The following is an 18169-nucleotide window of genomic DNA, read 5'->3' as shown; positions in this document are numbered from 1 at the left end:
CGGAACGGAGAGCAATCGCGATGGTCTTCAAGATCGACTTTCTCGGCACGCGGCCTGTTGCGGAACTGGTGGCGGCTGCCGGGGATGCGGCCGGAGCGTTGCCGCCGGTCGGCCTCGCCCGGGGCTTCCGCGCCGGGACCAGGGTCGCGACCCGCGAGGGATGCCGTCCGGTCGAGCTTCTAAAGCCGGGCGATTGCGTGCTGACCGTCGAGCGGGGCGCGCAGCCGGTCCGCAGGATCGAGCGGGGCTGTCTCTGGGAGGGGCCATCGGCCTGTCCGCCGCCGCTCTGGCCGCTCGAGGTGCCCGCCGGTGCGCTTGGCAACCGGCGCCGGCTGACACTGCTGCCCGAACAGAGGGTGCTGATCGACGCCGCCCATGCCGCCGAGACCCATGCCGAGCGCTTCGTGCTGCTGCCCGCGCGCATGCTCGCGGGCGTGATGGGGATCCGGCGGGTGGCGCCTCCTGCGGATGTCTGCGTCGTCTCGATCGCCTTCGATGCGCCCGGAAGCGTTTATGCCAATGGCGCGGCGCGGGTGCATTGTCGCTCCTGGCAGGGGGAGGGCGCCGGCGCGACGGACCGTCCGGAGGATCTTCGGCCCGAGATGCCCTGTTGCGGCATCACGCCCGGGCTGGACGAGGCCCGGCGGATCGTGGCGGCGCTGGAAGGCGCGCATGCCGGGGCGGCGATCCCGCCCCGGCTGCCCATGGTTCAGACCGTGCCCTTGCTTGACGCGCTGCTTCGTCACGCGGCCTGAGCATCGGGGGCGAAGCGGGCATAGAAGCTCTCGCCCTTGTCGGCCATCTCACGCAGCAGGGCGGGCGGCGCGAAGCGGTCGCCATGCCGCGCGGTCAGATCCTCGCAAAGCGCGACGGCCCGGCCCGGCCCGATCATGTCGAGCCAGGACAGCGGCCCGCCCGACCAGGGCGCAAAGCCCCAGCCGAGGATCGCGCCGACATCGCCTTCGCGGATGTCCATCAGCACGCCGTCCTCCAGCGCCCGCACCGCCTCCAGCACCTGGGCGAAGAGCAACCGGTGCTGTACCTCGTGCAGGTCCGGCTGATCCGCCGCGGGCGGGAACTTGGCGGCAAGCCCGTCCCAGAGCCCGGTCCGTTTGCCCGCCTCGTCATAGGCATAGAAGCCGGCCTTTGCCTTGCGGCCCAGCCGGCCCTCGTCGGCCAGCCAGAAGATCACCTCGTCCACGGCGTCGTCGGGATAGGCCTCTCCCATCGCGGCCTTCGTTGCCTTGGCGATCTTGACGCCGAGGTCGATCGAGGTCTCGTCCACCAGTTGCAGCGGCCCCAGCGGCATGCCGACAAGCTTGGCCGCGTTCTCGATCAGCGCGGGCGCGACGCCTTCGGCCACCATCCGGATGCCCTCGTTGATATAGGGGATGATGCAGCGGTTGGCGTAGAAGAAGCGCGCATCGTTCACCACGATGGGGGTCTTGCGGATCTGGCGCACGAAATCGAGCGCCTTGGCCACGGCCCTGTCCCCCGTGGCCTTGCCCCGGATGATCTCGACCAGCAGCATCTTCTCGACCGGGCTGAAGAAGTGGATGCCGATGAAGTCCTCGGGCCGGTCCGCCGCTTTGGCCAGATCGGTGATCGGCAGGGTCGAGGTGTTGGTTGCAATGATGCAATTCCCGTCCACCACGGCCTGCACCTTCTTCGTGACCTCTGCCTTGATGCCGGGGTCCTCGAACACCGCCTCGACGATCAGGTCTGCCCCTTTCAGCGCCTCGTAATCGGTGGTCGCGGTGATCCGGCCGAGGATTTCGGCCTTCTTCTCGGGGCTGGCCTTGCCGCGCTTGATGCCCTTGTCCATGTAGGCCGCGGTATAGGCGCGGCCCTTGTCGGCGGCCTCCTGGCTCTGGTCGACCAGCACCACCTCGATCCCGGCCTGGGCCGAGACCAGCGCGATGCCCGCGCCCATCATGCCCGCGCCGAGGATGCCGAGCTTCTTGACCGCCTGATCGGGCACGTCCCGGGGCCGGACCGCGCCCTTTTCCAGCGCCTCCTTGTTGATGAAGAGCGACCGGATCATCGCCGACGATGACGGGTTCATCAGCACATGGGTGAACCAGCGCGCCTCGATCTTCAGCGCGGTGTCGAAGGGTACCAGCGCGCCCTCGTAGACGGCGGACAGCAAAGCCTTGGCGGCCGGGTAGACCCCCTTGGTCTTGCCATGCACCATGGCCGAGGCCCCGAGGAAGGTCATGAAGCCCGCCGGGTGATAGGGCGCGCCGCCGGGCATCTTGTAGCCCCGCTCGTCCCAGGGCTTGACGATGTTCGGTTCGGACAAGACCCAGGCGCGGGCGGCCGCCACCGGGTCCTCGCAGACCTCGTCGATCAGGCCTGCGGCTTTCGCCTTCTTCGGGTCCGACAGCTTGCCTTCCAGCAGGAAGGACGAGGCCCCCATCGCACCCAGCTTGCGCACCAGCCGCGTGGTGCCGCCGCCGCCCGGGAAGATGCCGACCATGATCTCGGGCAGGCCGATCTTGGCCTTGGGATTGTCGGCGGCAAAGATCCGGTGACAGGCCAGCGGCAGTTCCAGCCCGATCCCCAGCGCGGTGCCGGGCAGGGCGGCGGCAATCGGCTTGCCGCCCTTGTTGCGATCGTCCATGCCCGCGCGCTCGATCTTCCGAAGCAGGCCGTGCAGCCGCATGGTGCCCTCGAAAAGCCCGCGCGCCGGGTCGTCGCCCGCCTCCTCTTTCATCCGGGCGATGATATTCAGGTCCATCCCGCCCGCGAAATCCTTCTTGGCCGAGGTGATGACCACGCCCGTCACGGCATCATCCGCAAGCGCGCTGTCGATATGGGCGTTGAGCTCCTCGATCCCGGTCAGGCTGAGGACATTCATGCTTTTTTCCGGCACGTCCCAGGTGATGGTCGCGATGCCGTCGGCATCGGTCTTGTAATGAAATTCGGCCATTCTCGCCTCCCTCAGACCCGTTCGATGATCGTTGCGGCGCCCATGCCGGAGGCGACGCAAAGCGTGGCAAGCCCGGTGCCCTTGCCGGTGCGTTCGAGCTCGTCCAGCAGCGTGCCGAGGATGATCGCCCCGGTCGCGCCCAGCGGATGGCCCAGCGCGATCGCGCCGCCGCAGGGGTTCACCACGGCAGGGTCGACATCGAAGGCCTGCATGAACCGCAGCACCACGGCCGCGAAGGCCTCGTTCACCTCGAACAGGTCGATGTCGGAAATCTGCATGCCGGCATCTTTCAGGATCTTCTCGGTCGCGGGCACGGGGCCGGTCAGCATGATGGTCGGATCGGTGCCGATCTTGCAGCTGGCCCGGATGCGCGCCCGGGGCGTGAGCCCATGCGCCTTGCCGAATTCGGCATCGCCGATCAGGATGCCCGCGGCGCCGTCGACGATGCCCGACGAGTTGCCCGCATGGTGGACATGTTCGATCCGTTCAAGATGCGGGTATTTCATCAGGGCAAGCTGGTCGAAGCCCGGCATCGTCTCGCCCATCTCCTTGAACGAGGGCTTGAGCGCGCCCAGCGTCTGCATGTCGGTGCCCGGGCGCATGTATTCGTCTCGCCCGAGGATGGTCAGCCCGTTCACGTCCCTGACCGGCAAGATCGATTTCGCGAAGCGGTCCTCCTCCCAGGATCTCGCCGCGCGCTTCTGGCTTTCGACGGCCAGCCCGTCGACATCGTCGCGGGAAAAGCCGTATTCGGTCGCGATGATGTCGGCCGAGATCCCCTGCGGCACGAAATAGGTCTTCATGGCAAGGCTGGGATCGACCGCGATGGCGGCGCCATCGCTGCCCATGGCAACCCGGCCCATCATCTCGACCCCGCCCGCGATATAGGCCCGGCCCGCGCCGGCGCGCACCTGGTTCGCGGCAAGGTTCACGGCCTCGAGCCCGCTGGCGCAGAACCGGTTGATCGACAGCCCCGGGATCGACTCGTCAAGCCCCGAGGCCAGCACCGCGCTCCGCGCGAGGCAGCCGCCCTGTTCGCCGACCTGGGTCGCATTGCCCCAGATCACGTCCTCGACGGCGTGGCCCTCGAGCCCGTTCCTCTCCTTCAGCGCGTCGAGAACCAGCGCCGAAAGCCGGAGCGAGGTCACCTCGTGCAGGCTGCCATCCTTGCGGCCCTTGCCGCGCGGGGTACGGACGGCGTCGTAGATGAAAGCGTCTGTCATTTGTCCTCCTCGTCGAACTCTCAGGCCCGGTCGGCGGGCGAGCCGGGCATCATGTCATAGGGGTGCTTCCAGCCGGGCAGGGCCTCGATCCGGCCGAGCCAGGCGTCGATGGCGGGAAAGGCCTTGCGGTCGAAGCCGAAGGGCTCGGGGTAGAACAGGTAGCCGCAGCAGGCGAAATCGGCCGTGGTGGGGCTGTCGCCGACCAGCCAGTCGCGGTCCTGCAAGACCCGCTCGAGCGTCTGCAAGGCGGCCTTCACCCGGCCCGACAGCCAGCGGATCGCCTCTTGCGGCCGTTTCTCCTCGGGCAGGAAGTTCATCAGGAAACGCAGGCTTCCGGCCTGGCCCGACATCTTGTGATTGTCCCAGAACATCCAGCGCAGCACCTCGCGCGTCTCGGCGGCATCGCGTCCGTCGAACCGGCCGCTTTGCTCGGCGGCCCAAAGCTGCATGGTGCCCGATTGCGTGAAGGTCACGCCCTCAGCGATCATGACCGGGACCTCGCCCATCGGGTTCAGTGCCAGGAAATCCGGGCTCCGTGCGCCGCCATTGAAGAAATCGACATAGACCGGTTCCCAGTCGAGACCGGCCAGTGTCAGGGTCAGCGCCGCCTTGTAGGCATTGCCGCTTTCACCGAAGCAATAGAGCCTGATCGTCATTCCGCGCCTTTCCTCTGTCTTGCGGTGCCGCGTTGCCCCGGCGCCCCGCCCGGTCGCGACGTCCTGTCATGGGTATTTTCGCCAAGAAGAAGCCCGAAACCTGTTTTCGGGAAACCCGATCTTAATCCGGCCGCGCGCAGGATCGGGGTGCGGTACAGGCTGGGGAGCCGATGACCGCCCAAGGAGAAGGCCCTCCATCCCGCGCCTGCACCCCGGTACCGCCCGGGGGTGCCGCCCCGATGGAGGGCCAGTCTCTTCCGCCTTCTTCTTGGTAAAAATACCCATGGCGCGACATCCACCGTCCGGGAGGATCGTCCGGGGCGGTGCAGGGCGCGCCGATATGGGCGCAAGCATTGGCGCAAGCGTTTCGGCATGTTCTCTGTCCGATGATGCGGAGGCGGGCGGCCCTGAGGCCGCGCCGATCAGAAATTCGCCGCGTCGAGAGCCATGACCGGCTCTGCCCCGCTGCGGATGCGCGCGAGATGCAGCGCCGTGGCGGGCAATTGCCGCGCCATGTAATAGCGCCCGGTCACCAGCTTCGCCTCGTGGAAGGCGGCATTGCCCTCCGCCGCGGCCAGCGCGGCCCGCGAGGCCACCGCCATTCTCGACCACATCAGTCCGAGGCAGACATGGCCGAAGAGATGCATGAAGTCGTAGCTTCCGGCGAGCGCGTTTTCCGGGGTCTTCATGCCTTCTGCCATGAAATAGGTCGCCGCCGCCTGCAGGTCCTTCGAGGCGGATTTCAGCGGGTCGAGGAAATCCTGCTTCAGTGCGGCATCGTCTTCATGTTCCGCGATGAAGGCCTTGACCAGCTCGAAGAAGGCCATCACCGCCTTGCCGCCATTCAGCCCGAGCTTGCGGCCGACAAGGTCAAGAGACTGAACCCCGTTGGTACCCTCGTAGATCATGGCGATGCGGGCATCGCGCACGAATTGCTCGGCGCCCGCGGCACGGGTGAAGCCGGTGCCGCCATAGGTCTGTTGCGCCAGCACCGTCGTCTCGAAACCCTTGTCGGTCAGGAAGCCCTTGATGACCGGGGTCAGGAGCGAGATCATCGCCTCGGCCTCCGGATCCTGCATCCGGTGGGCGCGGTCGATCATCTGCGCGCCCCAGAAGGTCAGCGCCCGGGCGCCCTCGACGAAGCTTTTCTGATCCATCAGGTTGCGGCGTACATCCGGGTGGACGAGGATCGGGTCGGCCGGTCCGTCGGGATTGGCCGGATCGCCCAGCGCCCGGCCCTGCAGCCGCTCCTGCGCGAAGGCCAGCGCGTTCTGATAGGCGACCGCGCCCTGCGCATAGCCCTGAAGCCCGACGCCCAGCCGGGCCTCGTTCATCATCGTGAACATGGCACGCATGCCCTTGTGTTCCTCGCCGATGAGAAAGCCGGTCGCCCGGTCGTAATTCATCACGCAGGTGGCATTGGCATGGATGCCCATCTTCTGTTCCAGCCCGCCGCAGGCCACGCCGTTGCGCCGGCCCGGAGCGCCGTTCTCGTCGGGCAGGAATTTCGGCACGATGAAAAGCGAGATGCCCTTGATCCCCTCGGGACCGCCGGGGATCCGTGCCAGCACCAGATGGACGATGTTCTCGGTCAGGTCATGCTCGCCGGCCGAGATCCAGATCTTGGTGCCGGTGATGGCGTAGGTTCCATCCTCCTGCGGCTCGGCGCGGGTCCGGATCAGGCCCAGATCGGTGCCGCATTGCGGCTCGGTCAGGTTCATCGTGCCCGACCAGGTGCCCGCGACCATCTTGGGCACGTAAGTGGCCTTCTGCTCGTCCGAGCCATGGGCGAGGATCGCCGACATCGCCCCGTGGCTCAGCCCCTGATACATGTTGAGCGCCATGTTGGCCGAGACGAACATCTCGCCCACCGCCGAGTTGATCAGATAGGGCATGTTCTGCCCGCCGACCTCTTCGGGCATGTCGAGCCCGATCCAGCCGCCAGCGCAGATCTGATCATAGGCGGCCTTGAAGCCCCCGGGCGTGCGCACCACCCCGTTTTCCAGATGGCAGCCCTCGGCGTCGCCGCTGGCATTCAGCGGCGCCAGGACCTCTGCGGCGAGCTTGCCGGCCTCGCCCAGGATCGCCCCGGTGAACTCGCGGTCGAGCTCGGCATAGCCGGGGATGCCGGAGCCGCCGATCTTAAGCACATCATGCAGAAGATACTGCATGTCCTCGGTCGGTGGGGTGTAGATCGGCATGCGTTCCTCCCTTGAACGTCATCCCAACCGCATCTTTCATTCGGCGGCGGGTTTCCTTTTTTCGAAGTGCTCCAGCTTCGCCTCTCCCCAGGCAAGCTGGCGTCTCAGTTCCGAAATGGCATCGTCCAGTTCGACACGTTGCCGCTCCATCGCTGCCAGCCTCTCGCGGGCCAGCTCGCAGGTGCGGCGAAACTGGGTCTCCTGTCCGTCGTCAAGATCGTAAAGATCCAGCATCTGCCGGATTTCCTCGAGGCTGAACCCGAAGCGCTTGCCACGCAGGATCAGCTTCAACCTCGCCCGGTCGCGCCGGCCATAAAGCCGCCGCTGGCCCTCGCGCAGGGGAGAGATCAACTCTTTGGACTCGTAGAACCGCAGGGTACGCGCGGTCACATCGAAAGCATCGCACATCTGGCGAATGGTCATCAACTCGTCGGTCATTGGTCGTCCGGATACATCACACAGATCCAAAATCTGCGCGCTTTTGCCATGGGATTCAAGTTTTGTTTACGCTTACGTAAACGTAACGCAACGTCGCAGGGGATAGAGGGGGAGGCGGTCAGGCCTGGCCGGTCGCGGCGGCGTCCCGCAGGGTCTGCAGCTCTTCGATCGAGGCGTCGAGCTGGGTGCGCTGATCGCGCAGCACCTTGAGCTGGCGGTCGGCCAGCCCGACCAGAGCCGCCATCTGCGCCTCTCTGCCCTGTTCGTCATAGATCAGCAGCCATTGCCGGATTTCCTCGAGGCTGAAGCCGAACCGGCGCGCCCTGAGGATCAGCGTCATGCGCGCCACTTCGCGCGGGCCGTAAAATCGAGACCGTCCGCTTTTTGTCGGGCTCAGCAGCTCGATATATTCGTAATAACGCAATGTGCGGGGCGTCACATCGAACCTGGCGCACATCTCTTTGAAATTCAGACGAACATCCGACATTGCCTCAAATCTACCAGCTATTTCTGTGCTAATAGCTAAGGCAATTCTGGGGGGCGGATCAATTCGGTTATATACCTCATCCGGCTTGTTTTTTCGCCTTTCGGGTCAGCGACGAACCTTACGCAGCGTTAACTTCTGCTTTCGGGTTCCATAAATCGGAACACCCTGTCCGGCCGGTCCATGGCAGGCATGCCGGGGCGGTCCGCACAGACCCGGCCGGGGCGCGCGCGGAACGTGGGTCGTCCCCCGCCCGACGGGTGCCGCCATCGCTGCGGGGGGCCGGATTTTGAGCTTGCAGGGATCGGGGGCAGACCCAATAACCGGCGCAGAGGGAGACCATCATGAGCGATCCGAAAACCGATCTCGCGCGCCGTTTCATCGAGGCCATTCCGCATTCCCACGCCCTGTCGATGCAGGTCGACGCGCTGGGCGACGGCCGGGCCGAATTGTCCATGCCCTATGATTCGCGCCTGGTGGGCGATCCGCATGGCGGCGTGATTTCCGGCGGCGCGGTTTCGGCGCTGCTCGACACCTGCGGCGGCACCGCCGTGATCAGCCATCCCGAGGGGCCGGGCCAGACCGCGACGATCTCGCTCCGTATCGATTACATGCGTACCGCGACCCCGGGCCAGCGGCTGGTGGCGCGGGCCGAATGCTATCACGTGACCCGCTCGGTCGCCTTCGTGCGCGCGACCGCGACCGATGACGACCGCGACCATCCGGTGGCGACCGCGACCGGGACCTTCACCGCCGACGGGGGTGCCGCATGAGCCGTCGCCCCCCCGAACCCGTGCAGATCGTCAAGCAGCGGCGCGATGCGGCGCTGGCGGCGCTGGTCGAGGGGCTGCCCTATGCGCGGTTCCTCGGGATCTCCTTCGACCGGCGCGGCGACGAGCTTACCGGGGTGATGTCGTTTCACGAGGCACTGATCGGCAATCCGGCGCTGCCCGCGCTGCATGGCGGCGCGACCGCGGCCTTTCTCGAGCTGACGGCCATTGTCGGCCTGTCCTGGGCGATGATCTGGGACGATCTGGAAAGCGGCAGGCTGGAGGCCGCGACGCTGACCCCCGAGACCCTGCCGCGCCTGCCCAAGACCATCGATTTCACGGTCGATTACCTGCGTCCGGGGCTGCCGCGCGACGCCTATGCCCGGGCCCGCGTCAACCGCTCGGGGCGGCGCTATGCCAGCGTCCATGTCGAGGCCTGGCAGGACAACCGCGCCCGGCTTTTCGCCCAGGCGACCGGCCATTTCCTGATGCCCACGTGACATGACGGAGGCCGTCGCCCGCCCGGACATGACGCCGCCCCTGCGCCTCGGACATCGCCGGGTGCTGGCCATCGCGCTGCCGATCGTGCTGTCGAATGTCACCGTGCCGATCCTGGGCGCGGTCGATACCGGCGTCGTCGGCCAGATCGGCGAGGCCGCGCCCATCGGCGCGGTCGGGGTCGGCGCGGTGGTGCTGGCCGCTCTGTACTGGATGTTCGGTTTCCTGCGGATGGGCACCACCGGGTTGACCGCACAGGCCCGCGGCGCGGGCGATGCGGCCGAGGTGGCCGCGATGCTGACCCGGGTGCTGATGATCGCGGCCGCCGCCGGGCTGGGCCTGATCGTGCTGCAGGGGCCGCTTTTCACTGCCGCGCTGGGGATTGCGCCCGCCAGCGCTGAGGTCGAGGGCCTTGCCAGCCAGTACATGGCGGTCCGGATCTGGTCGGCCCCGGCGACCATCGCGCTTTACGGGCTGACCGGCTGGCTGATCGGGCAGGAGCGGACCCGCGCGGTGCTGGCGATCCAGCTCTGGATGAACGGGCTCAACGTCGCGCTGGATCTGGTCTTCGTGCTGGCGCTGGGCTGGGGCGTGCCGGGGGTGGCCGCGGCCACGGTTCTTGCCGAATGGTCGGGGCTGATCCTGGGGCTCTGGCTGTGCCGCGCGGCGTTTCGCGATATCGCCTGGCGCGCCTGGGCGCGGGTCTTCGACCGGGCGCGGCTCCGGCATATCGCCGGGGTCAATACCGACATCCTGATCCGCTCGATGCTGTTGCAGGGGATCATGCTGTCCTTTCTCTTTGTCGGTGCGGGGTTCGGCGACGTGCCGCTGGCGGCCAATCAGGTGCTGCTGCAATTTCTCGAGATCACCGCCTATGCGCTTGACGGTTTCGCCTTTGCCGCTGAGGCGCTGGTCGGTCAGGCGATGGGCGCGCGCTCGGTCGCAGCACTTCGGCGCGGCGCGGTGCTGACCAGCGGCTGGGGGCTGGTCTCGGTGATCGGGCTGGCCGCGGCCTTCGCGTTCGGAGGCGGGGCCATCGTCGATCTGATGACGACCGCGCCCGAGGTGCGGGCCGAGGCGCGGGTGTATCTGCCCTATATGGTGGCCGCTCCGGTCGCGGGGCTTGCGGCCTGGATGCTCGACGGCATCTTCATCGGCGCCACCCGTACCGCGGACATGCGCAACATGATGGCCCTTTCCGCCGCGATCTACGCCCTTGCCGTGGCGCTGCTGGTGCCGGTCTTCGGCAATCACGGGCTCTGGCTGGCGCTTCTGGTGGCCTTCGTGGCGCGCGGCGTGACGCTGGGGCTGCGCTATCTCGCGCTCGAGGCGGCGGCGCGGAGCGGGCAGGGCGGCTAGGCCCTTCCCCCAGATATAGGCGTCGAAGTTGCGGGCCTAGAGGATCTCGTCCTCGTCGAAGAGCTGCCCGGCCGCGACCTCGCTGGCCCAGGCGCCGATCCGGTCCTCGGCGCGGTCGGCGGGCGCGATCGCGGCCAGATGAAAGACGGCATTGCCCTCGTTCACCACCGGCAGCATGGCCCGGCCGACGATGATGCCGGGCTCGGTGGCGCGGATCTCGGTCTCGATCTCGCCGAACGGGTCCGAGACCACCGCCAGCAGCTCGCCCTCGGCCACCACGTCGCCCTCGGACCGGTAGGTGCGCAGGAGCCCGCCCTGCGGCGCCCGGAGCCAGCGCGACACCCGGCAGTCGAGCGGCGCGCGCCGGGCCTTCGGCACGCCCTTGGCCGGGATCATGCCGCGGTCGAACATCACCCGCAGCACGCCCGCGAGCCCGGCCCTGACCGCGACCTCGTCGAAGCGCAGCCCCTCGCCACCTTCGTAAAGCAGTATCTGGACGCCCATTCGCGCCGCGGTCTCGCGCAGCGAGCCCTGCCGCGCCTCGGAGCTCAGCACCACCGGGGCGGCGAAGACCCGGGCCAGCCGGGCCAGCTCGGGATCGTCCGGCACCACGCGGACCTGCGGCAGGTTGGTGCGATGGACCGCCGCCGAATGCAGGTCGATGCCGATCTGGCAGCGGCCGACCACCTCCTCGACCAGCAGATGCGCAAGCCGCGCGGCCATCGAGCCGCCCGACGATCCGGGAAAGCAGCGGTTCAGGTCGCGCCGGTCGGGCAGGTAGCGCGACAGGTTGAGAAAGCCGAAGGCGTTGACGATGGGGATCGCGATCAGCGTGCCGCGCAGCGCGCCGAGCACCGGCAGGCTCAGGAGCCGGCGCACGATCTCGACCCCGATCACCTCGTCGCCATGGACGCCCGCGGTCACGAACATCGCGGGGCCGGGGCGGCGGCCATGAACGACATGGGCCGAAAGCGTGACCGGGGTGTGGTCGGACAGGACCGAGACCGGCAGGTCCACCGTGCGGCGGCTGCCGGGGGGCACGGTCTCGCGGCCAAGCGTGAACTCCGCGCGCGCCGTCATCTGGCTTCTGTCGGCAAGCAGCTCATCGTCACGCAATAGCGCCGGGCCGGGGGCGCTGGCAAGGGCCCTGCGGATTGACAGCGGCGGGCCCGGCCCCCATTGATGGTGGGCGTTCTGGTGCTTCCGCAAGGGAGTGAAAAGGGAAGCCGGTGCAATTCCGGCGCTGCCCCCGCAACTGTCAGCGGCGAGCCCCCGCCCCGAACCGCCACCGGAACCGGCATCGCCCGGGCCGGGAAGGCGGGCGGACCGGCCGAGACCCGCAAGCCAGGAGACCTGCCAGCGCGCCGAACCGCCCGCCCGGATGGCGTGCCCGGTCGCCCGGGCCGGGCGCCATTGCCGGGGCAAGCGGCCGCGATCCGCCTTCGCTTCGGGGGCGGGCCCGGCCTTCATCCTGCCGCTGACCGGCCCGGGGCTGGCCCGGCCGCGGCCGCCGACCGGAAGGAGTTGCGCCATGCAACCCAAGGACCTGACCGACAACGAGGCCTTCAAGGGCTTCACCAACAGCGCCTGCCCGTTCCTGCCCTGTCACAAGGGCGTGGCGCGCGAATTCAACTGCCTGTTCTGCTACTGTCCGCTGATCGCCTATGAATGCCCCGGGCCCTACCAGACCTATACCGATGCCAACGGGCTGACCCGCAAGGACTGTTCGGCCTGCACCCTGCCGCATGACGGCTATCTGCAATCCTGGAACTTCATCCAGCGCTGGCTGGAATATCCGCAGCCCTGGTCGGGCAAGCCGCAGACCGACCCGCCGGTCCGCCGCCCGCGCCCGCCGAAGCCCAACGATGCCGAGGAGATCCACCGGCGTCGCCGCGAGGCGGACGCGGCAGGGGACGGCGGGGACTGAGAGGACGGGGCTTCAGGCCGCGCCGGGCGGAACCGCCAGCACGTCGGCCGTGGAGCTGCGCAGAACCTGACGGGCGACGCTGCCCAGAACCATGGTTTCGAACGCGCCGCGGCTCTGGGTGCCGACCACGATCAGATCGGCCTCGGTCTCGGCCGCGGCGGCGAGGATCTCGGAGGCCGCGCTGCCGTTGCGGTGGCGCACCAGTTCGACCATCGGACCCTGCGGCAGGTCGCGCAGGAACGCGCTTAAGGCGCGTGCGGCCTCGGCCCCCGCCTCGCGCAGATGCGCCTCCCGGTCGTCCTCGCGGGTGGCGTGGATCCGCATCATGGCCGCTTCGGTCGCGTCGAAGACATGCAGCACCGAGCCGCGCAGCCGGTGGCCGAAGCCGAGCCCGCCAAAGCGCCGCAACGCGCCCCGCGAGCCCGGGGACAGGTCGGTCGCCAAGAGCGCGTGGCGATAGGGGCCGACGGGCGGCGCATTGGCCATCAGCACCGGGCAGGCGGCGGCGCGGATCGTGCGCTCGGCGGTGGTGCCGACGAAGACATCGCGCAGAAGCTGGCGCCGGTGCGGCCCGATCACCAGCAGATCGGCGCCAAGCTGGGGCACGGCCTCGATCAGCCCGGCAAAGGGATCGGCCAGCACGACATGGGCGCTGCAGTCGAGCCCGTCATGCGCGCGCAGCGTCTCCGCCTGTTGTTGCAGAAGCCCGGTCGCGGCCTCGCGCTCGGCCTCGACGATCCTGACCGGCAGGTCGTCATCGACCACATGCACAAGCTTCAGCGCGGCACCGGTCTGGCGCGCCAGAAGCGTGGCGCGGCGCAGGGCGCGGTCCGAGCGTTCGGAGAAATCGGTGCCCACCAATATGGTCTTCATCGCCAGCCTCCCTCCCCAGCCCACTGCCCGGCGCGCCTGTCCTGCGCGGATCACCCGGCCGCGGCCGCAAGCGGCACTGCGTCAATTCCGGCCAGGGTCGTTTACCTTTTCGAAGAAGTACTTATGTGAGCCCGGATCATTTTGAAAGACAAGGGCCCGCCCATGACCCTCTTGCCGCAGCCGCCCCCGCCCGCCGACATTTTCCTTCCCGTCGCCTTCGTCCTCGCGGGGCCCGATCGGGCACCTTTCCAGCGGAGGGCACACTGATGGAGGCGCTGCTGCATTCGCCCTTCGGCGAGGTCGCGACCCTTCTGGTGCTGGCGGCCGTCCTCGGCTTTGTCGGCCTCCTGCTGCGCCAGCCGCTGATCGTGAGCTTCATCGCGGTCGGGCTGGTCGCCGGGCCCTCGGCGCTCGACATCGTGCGCTCGTCGGACCAGATAGACCTTTTGTCGCAGCTCGGGATCGCGGTGCTGCTGTTCCTCGTGGGCATCAAGCTTGACGTCAAGCTGATCCGGTCGCTCGGGGCGGTGTCGCTTCTGACCGGGCTGGGGCAGGTCGCCTTCACCTCGGTCTTCGGCTACCTGATCGGGCTTGGGCTGGGGCTCGGCCATGTCACCAGCCTTTACGTCGCGGTGGCGCTGACCTTTTCCTCGACCATCATCATCGTCAAGCTGCTCTCGGACAAGCGCGAGATCGACGCGCTGCATGGCCAGATCGCGCTTGGCTTCCTGATCGTGCAGGATCTGGTGGTGGTGCTGGCGATGATCGTGCTCTCGGCGATCGGGATCGGCTCGGGCGAGGGCGGCGGCGATGGCACGGGCAATGTGCTGTCGGTTCTGGGCTTCGGGCTGGCCATGGTCGGCGCGGTGGTCCTGTTCGTGCGCCATGTCGCCGATCCGCTGTCCGAGCGGCTGGCCCGCGCGCCCGAGCTTCTGGTGATCTTCGCCATCGCCCTGGCCGCGATCTTCGCCGCGCTTGCCGATTTCGTCGGGCTCGGCATGGAGGTCGGCGGGCTGCTGGCCGGGGTGGCGCTGGCCTCGACCCCCTATCGCGAGACCATCGCCGCCCGGCTGGCGCCGCTGCGCGATTTCCTTCTTTTGTTCTTCTTCATCGCGCTGGGGGCCGCGCTCGACCTGTCGCTGCTGGGGGCGCATGTGCCCGGGGCGATCCTGTTCTCGCTTTTCGTTCTGATCGGCAATCCGCTGATCGTGCTGGCGATCATGGGGGCGATGGGCTACCGCAAGCGCACCGGCTTTCTCGCCGGGCTGACGGTGGCCCAGATCAGCGAATTCTCGTTGATCTTCGTCGCCATGGGGGTCTCGCTCGGCCATGTCGCGCCCGAGGCGCTGGGGCTTGTCACCATGGTCGGGCTCGTGACCATCGCCGCCTCGACCTACATGATCACCTATTCGCACCGGCTGTACGATCTCTGCGAGCCGGTGCTCGGCATCTTCGAGCGCCGCGGCACCCCGCGCGAGCCCGAGGCCGGGGCCGCGGCCGGCGCGGCGCGGGCCGGGGTCCTGATCTTCGGGCTCGGCCGGTTCGGCACCGCCATCGGGATGCGGCTGCAAAAGCGCGGCATCGACGTGCTGGGCGTCGATTTCAACCCGCAGGCCGTGCGCCGGGCCCGGACGCTGGGCATCGAGGCCTGCTATGGCGATGCCAGCGATCCGGAATTCCTGGCCGAACTGCCGCTGGCCGAGGCCGCCTGGATGGTCTCCAGCGTGCCGATCCTGCCCGGGGGCCTGACCCAGGAAGATACCCGCCGCACCCTGATCCAGCTTGCGCGCGGCGCGGGCTTTCGCGGCCGCATCGCGGTGGCCTCGCATAATGCGGCCGATACGCAGGATCTGCTGGGCGCGGGCGCCGATCTGGTGCTCGAGCCGTTCCAGGACGCGGCCGACCGTGCCGTCGAGCTTCTGACCGGCGCGCCCGAGACCGAGCGCACCGCGATCCCCGGGATCGGCAGCGAGGCGCCGCAGCCCGCCTGAGCCGCAGCCGTCCCCTGCGGGGGGCGGCAGACCGTATCGCGGCCGCAGAGGGCGGCTGCCCGACCGGATCGACAAGGGAGACCCCCATGCCAGACCGTTCCGACCGACCCTTCCACGCCCTGACCGCCGAGGAGACCCTGGCCGAGCTGTCGGCCGGGCCGGGCGGGCTTGCGCCTGCCGAGGCTGCCGAGAGGCTGGCCCTCCACGGCCCCAACCGGCTGCCCGAGCCGCCCGGCCGGAACGCGGTCCTGCGCTTCCTCGCGCAGTTCCACAACGTGCTGATCTATGTGCTGATCGTCGCCGCCGGGGTGACGGCCGCGCTGCAGCACTGGGTCGATACCGGGGTGATCCTGGCGGTGGTCCTGGTAAATGCGGTGATCGGCTTCGTGCAGGAGGGTCGGGCCGAGCAGGCGATGGCCGCGATCCGCGACATGCTGGCGCCGCGCTCGGCGGTGCTGCGGGGCGGGCGCCGGGTGACGGTCGAGGCGGCCGATCTGGTGCCGGGCGATGTGGTGCTGATCGAGGCGGGCGACCGGGTTCCGGCCGATCTCCGGCTGATCGAGGCGCGCGGGCTGCGGGTCGAAGAGGCGATCCTGACGGGCGAATCCGTCCCGGTCGAGAAGGCGGTGGCCGCCGTGGCGCCCGAGGCGGCGCTGGCCGAGCGTCTGCCGATGCTGTTCAGCGGCACGCTGGCGGCGGCAGGCACCGGGCGCGGCGTCGTGGTGGCGACCGGGCCCGCCACCCAGATCGGGCGGATCAGCGGCATGCTGGCCTCGGTCGAGACGCTGACGACGCCCCTGGTCCGGCAGATGGATCTGTTCGCGCGCTGGCTGACGGTCTTCATCCTGCTGGTGGCGGGCAGCCTGCTGGCCTACGGCTTCTATGTCGGCCACATGTCCTTTGGCGAACTGTTCATGGCGGTGGTCGGCCTGTCGGTCGCGGCCATCCCCGAGGGCCTTCCGGCGGTCCTGACGATCACGCTGGCGGTGGGGGTCCAGGCGATGGCGCGGCGCAATGCCATCGTCCGCCGGCTGCCCGCGATCGAGACGCTGGGCTCGGTCTCGGTGATCTGCTCGGACAAGACCGGCACGCTGACCCGGAACGAGATGATGGCGGCGCGGCTGGCGCTGGGCGAGGCCGAGCTTGCCGTCGCAGGCGAGGGCTACGCGCCCGAGGGGGAGGTGTGCCCGGTCGATGTCGCGCCCGGGCCCGGGAGCGAGGCCGGGAGCGGGGCCGCGACCGATCCCGAACTGCTGGCCGCGCTGGCAAGGGCGGCCGCGCTTTGCAATGACGCGGTCCTGCATGAGGAGGGCGGCGTCTGGCGGGTCGAGGGCGACCCGATGGAGGGCGCGCTGCTGGCGCTTGCGGGCAAGATCGGGCAGGGCGCCCGCGACCGAGCCCGCCGCGACGCCATACCCTTCGATGCGGCCCATCGCTACATGGCGGTGCTGGTCGACGCCCCGGAGGGCGGGGCCGAGCTGTTGGTCAAGGGCGCGCCCGAGGCGGTGCTGGCGCTTTGCGCCGACCGGATCGCGCCGGGCGGCGGCACCGTCCCCATCGTCCCCGCGCACTGGCATCGCAAGGTCGAGGAGCTGGCCGCCGACGGGCTGCGGGTGCTGGCGCTGGCGCGCCGGGCCATGCCTGCCGGGCAGGAGGGGCTCTCGCACGACGATCTCGCGGGGCGGCTCAGCCTGATCGGCCTGGTGGGCCTGATCGACCCGCCGCGGCCCGAGGCCATCGCGGCCGTGGCCGACTGCCATTCGGCGGGGATCCGGGTCAAGATGATCACCGGCGACCATGCCGCGACAGCCCGTGCCATCGCCGCCGAGATCGGGCTGAAGAACACCGACCGGGTGCTGACCGGCGCCGATGTCGAGGCGCTGGACGATGCCGAACTGGCTGCCGCGGCGACCGGTACCGACATTTTCGCCCGCACCTCTCCGGCGCACAAGCTGCGGCTGGTGACGGCGCTGCAGGCGCGGGGGCTGACCGTGGCGATGACCGGCGACGGGGTGAATGACGCGCCCGCGCTCAAGCGCGCGGATGCGGGCATCGCCATGGGCCTGAAGGGCAGCGCCGCCGCCCGCGAGGCGGCCGAGCTGGTTCTGGCCGACGACAATTTCGCCTCGATCGCGGCGGCGGTGCGCGAGGGCCGCACGGTCTATGACAACATCAAGAAGGTGATCAGCTGGACCCTGCCCACCAATGCGGGCGAGGCCCTGACCATCGTCGTGGCGCTGTTCGCGGGCATGATGCTGCCGATCACGGCGGTACAGATCCTCTGGGTCAACCTCATCACCGCAGTGACCCTTGGCCTTGCGCTGGCCTTCGAGCCATCCGAGCCCGGCACCATGCGCCGCCCGCCCCGGGCCCGGACCGAGCCGCTTCTGACTGGCGGGCTGATCTGGCATATCGTGCTGGTCTCGGGGCTTTTCGTGCTGGCGGTTTTCGGTATCTTTGCCTATGCGACCGAGCGCGGCCATGATCCGGCGCTGGCCCAGACCATGGCGATGAACACGCTGGTCGTGCTCGAGATCTTCCATCTCTTCTTCATCCGCAACATCCATGGCACCTCGCTGACCTGGACGGGGTTGCGCGGCACGCGGATCGTCTGGGCCTGCGTGCTGACGGTGACGGGGGCGCAAGTCGCGGTGACCTATCTGCCGCTGCTGCAACCGGTCTTCGGCACAAGGCCGGTTCCGCTGGAGGACGGGCTTTTGATCGTGGGTATCGGCGCGGTCTTCTTCGCGCTGATCGAAACCGAAAAGCAGATGCGGCTGGCCTTCCGAAGGGGGCAGCACGGGACCTGAAAAGGCC

At 68.8% G+C, this 18169-nt stretch carries 15 protein-coding genes and 1 riboswitch; of the genes, 7 read left to right on the top strand and 8 right to left on the bottom strand.

Going from position 1 to position 18169, the window contains the following annotated elements; genetic code table 11:
• The first annotated feature begins 20 nt into the window (after positions 1–20).
• Complete coding sequence (locus tag A6W98_RS16085) at positions 21–755, top strand: Hint domain-containing protein (RefSeq protein ID WP_052678098.1); 735 nt, start codon at positions 21–23, stop codon at positions 753–755.
• On the opposite strand, the gene A6W98_RS16080 is transcribed toward A6W98_RS16085, so the two are convergent.
• The 6 genes from A6W98_RS16080 to A6W98_RS16055 form a co-directional block, all read right to left on the bottom strand.
• Entirely contained in the window at positions 743–2932 is a 2190-nt protein-coding gene (locus A6W98_RS16080; RefSeq protein WP_042463182.1) for a 3-hydroxyacyl-CoA dehydrogenase NAD-binding domain-containing protein, read from the bottom strand. The genes A6W98_RS16085 and A6W98_RS16080 overlap by 13 nt on opposite strands.
• An 11-nt stretch (positions 2933–2943) precedes the next feature.
• Positions 2944–4155, bottom strand: a complete 1212-nt coding sequence (locus A6W98_RS16075; RefSeq protein WP_042463180.1) for an acetyl-CoA C-acetyltransferase — start codon at positions 4153–4155, stop codon at positions 2944–2946.
• Positions 4156–4175: 20 nt separating this feature from the next.
• Entirely contained in the window at positions 4176–4811 is a 636-nt protein-coding gene (locus A6W98_RS16070; RefSeq protein ID WP_042463178.1) for a glutathione S-transferase family protein, read from the bottom strand.
• A 422-nt stretch (positions 4812–5233) separates the two neighbouring features.
• Positions 5234–7012, bottom strand: a complete 1779-nt coding sequence (locus tag A6W98_RS16065; protein ID WP_042463175.1) for an acyl-CoA dehydrogenase C-terminal domain-containing protein — start codon at positions 7010–7012, stop codon at positions 5234–5236.
• Positions 7013–7048: 36 nt separating this feature from the next.
• The gene (locus A6W98_RS16060) at positions 7049–7450 is read right to left on the bottom strand and encodes a MerR family transcriptional regulator (protein WP_042463173.1); all 402 of its coding nucleotides are present in this window, start codon (positions 7448–7450) and stop codon (positions 7049–7051) included.
• 118 nt (positions 7451–7568) lie between these two features.
• Positions 7569–7937 carry a MerR family transcriptional regulator gene (locus tag A6W98_RS16055; protein WP_042463170.1) on the bottom strand — a complete coding sequence of 123 codons (369 nt, stop codon included), beginning with the start codon at positions 7935–7937 and terminating at the stop codon, positions 7569–7571.
• 341 nt (positions 7938–8278) lie between these two features.
• Between A6W98_RS16055 and A6W98_RS16050 the strand changes: the two genes are divergently transcribed.
• The 3 genes from A6W98_RS16050 to A6W98_RS16040 are packed head-to-tail and all read left to right on the top strand — an operon-like array spanning position 8279 to position 10561.
• Positions 8279–8707: a PaaI family thioesterase gene (locus A6W98_RS16050; RefSeq protein WP_042463167.1), complete on the top strand. Its 429-nt coding sequence runs from the start codon at positions 8279–8281 to the stop codon at positions 8705–8707.
• Positions 8704–9204 (top strand): PaaI family thioesterase, encoded by a 501-nt coding sequence (locus A6W98_RS16045; RefSeq protein ID WP_042463165.1) that lies wholly within the window; start codon positions 8704–8706, stop codon positions 9202–9204. Before A6W98_RS16050 ends, A6W98_RS16045 begins: the two co-directional genes overlap by 4 nt.
• A gap of 1 nt (position 9205) precedes the next feature.
• Positions 9206–10561 carry an MATE family efflux transporter gene (locus A6W98_RS16040; protein ID WP_042463162.1) on the top strand — a complete coding sequence of 452 codons (1356 nt, stop codon included), beginning with the start codon at positions 9206–9208 and terminating at the stop codon, positions 10559–10561.
• Between the two features lie 36 nt (positions 10562–10597).
• On the opposite strand, the gene A6W98_RS16035 is transcribed toward A6W98_RS16040, so the two are convergent.
• A complete protein-coding gene (locus tag A6W98_RS16035) occupies positions 10598–11641 on the bottom strand; it encodes a succinylglutamate desuccinylase/aspartoacylase family protein (RefSeq protein ID WP_042463159.1) in 1044 nt (347 codons plus the stop codon).
• Between the two features lie 98 nt (positions 11642–11739).
• Positions 11740–11936: riboswitch (cobalamin riboswitch) on the top strand.
• 156 nt (positions 11937–12092) lie between these two features.
• Here A6W98_RS16035 and A6W98_RS16030 point away from each other — a divergent pair.
• Positions 12093–12488 (top strand): cysteine-rich small domain-containing protein, encoded by a 396-nt coding sequence (locus tag A6W98_RS16030; RefSeq protein ID WP_042463156.1) that lies wholly within the window; start codon positions 12093–12095, stop codon positions 12486–12488.
• 12 nt (positions 12489–12500) lie between these two features.
• Here A6W98_RS16030 and A6W98_RS16025 read toward each other — a convergent pair whose 3' ends face one another.
• Positions 12501–13361, bottom strand: coding sequence for a universal stress protein (locus A6W98_RS16025; RefSeq protein ID WP_042463153.1), 861 nt, complete (start codon positions 13359–13361; stop codon positions 12501–12503).
• Between the two features lie 266 nt (positions 13362–13627).
• Here A6W98_RS16025 and A6W98_RS16020 point away from each other — a divergent pair, with 266 nt between their 5' ends.
• Positions 13628–15352: a cation:proton antiporter gene (locus A6W98_RS16020; RefSeq protein WP_042463151.1), complete on the top strand. Its 1725-nt coding sequence runs from the start codon at positions 13628–13630 to the stop codon at positions 15350–15352.
• An 86-nt stretch (positions 15353–15438) separates the two neighbouring features.
• Positions 15439–18162 (top strand): HAD-IC family P-type ATPase, encoded by a 2724-nt coding sequence (locus tag A6W98_RS16015; RefSeq protein WP_042463148.1) that lies wholly within the window; start codon positions 15439–15441, stop codon positions 18160–18162.
• Positions 18163–18169: the final 7 nt, after the last annotated feature.

The organism is Rhodovulum sulfidophilum DSM 1374 (assembly GCF_001633165.1).
GTDB lineage: Bacteria > Pseudomonadota > Alphaproteobacteria > Rhodobacterales > Rhodobacteraceae > Rhodovulum > Rhodovulum sulfidophilum.
The sequence above is the reverse complement of the archived record's forward strand: the minus strand, read 5'-3'. Positions and strand labels throughout refer to the sequence as shown.

Bases quoted from the DNA above. Each gene is read 5' to 3' on its own strand.
- A6W98_RS16085 (WP_052678098.1), top strand. From the start codon at position 21: ATGGTCTTCAAGATCGACTTTCTCGGCACGCGGCCTGTTGCGGAACTG.
- A6W98_RS16080 (WP_042463182.1), bottom strand. From the start codon at position 2,932: ATGGCCGAATTTCATTACAAGACCGATGCCGACGGCATCGCGACCATC.
- A6W98_RS16075 (WP_042463180.1), bottom strand. From the start codon at position 4,155: ATGACAGACGCTTTCATCTACGACGCCGTCCGTACCCCGCGCGGCAAG.
- A6W98_RS16070 (WP_042463178.1), bottom strand. From the start codon at position 4,811: ATGACGATCAGGCTCTATTGCTTCGGTGAAAGCGGCAATGCCTACAAG.
- A6W98_RS16065 (WP_042463175.1), bottom strand. From the start codon at position 7,012: ATGCCGATCTACACCCCACCGACCGAGGACATGCAGTATCTTCTGCAT.
- A6W98_RS16060 (WP_042463173.1), bottom strand. From the start codon at position 7,450: ATGACCGACGAGTTGATGACCATTCGCCAGATGTGCGATGCTTTCGAT.
- A6W98_RS16055 (WP_042463170.1), bottom strand. From the start codon at position 7,937: ATGTCGGATGTTCGTCTGAATTTCAAAGAGATGTGCGCCAGGTTCGAT.
- A6W98_RS16050 (WP_042463167.1), top strand. From the start codon at position 8,279: ATGAGCGATCCGAAAACCGATCTCGCGCGCCGTTTCATCGAGGCCATT.
- A6W98_RS16045 (WP_042463165.1), top strand. From the start codon at position 8,704: ATGAGCCGTCGCCCCCCCGAACCCGTGCAGATCGTCAAGCAGCGGCGC.
- A6W98_RS16040 (WP_042463162.1), top strand. From the start codon at position 9,206: ATGACGGAGGCCGTCGCCCGCCCGGACATGACGCCGCCCCTGCGCCTC.
- A6W98_RS16035 (WP_042463159.1), bottom strand. From the start codon at position 11,641: ATGACGGCGCGCGCGGAGTTCACGCTTGGCCGCGAGACCGTGCCCCCC.
- A6W98_RS16030 (WP_042463156.1), top strand. From the start codon at position 12,093: ATGCAACCCAAGGACCTGACCGACAACGAGGCCTTCAAGGGCTTCACC.
- A6W98_RS16025 (WP_042463153.1), bottom strand. From the start codon at position 13,361: ATGAAGACCATATTGGTGGGCACCGATTTCTCCGAACGCTCGGACCGC.
- A6W98_RS16020 (WP_042463151.1), top strand. From the start codon at position 13,628: ATGGAGGCGCTGCTGCATTCGCCCTTCGGCGAGGTCGCGACCCTTCTG.
- A6W98_RS16015 (WP_042463148.1), top strand. From the start codon at position 15,439: ATGCCAGACCGTTCCGACCGACCCTTCCACGCCCTGACCGCCGAGGAG.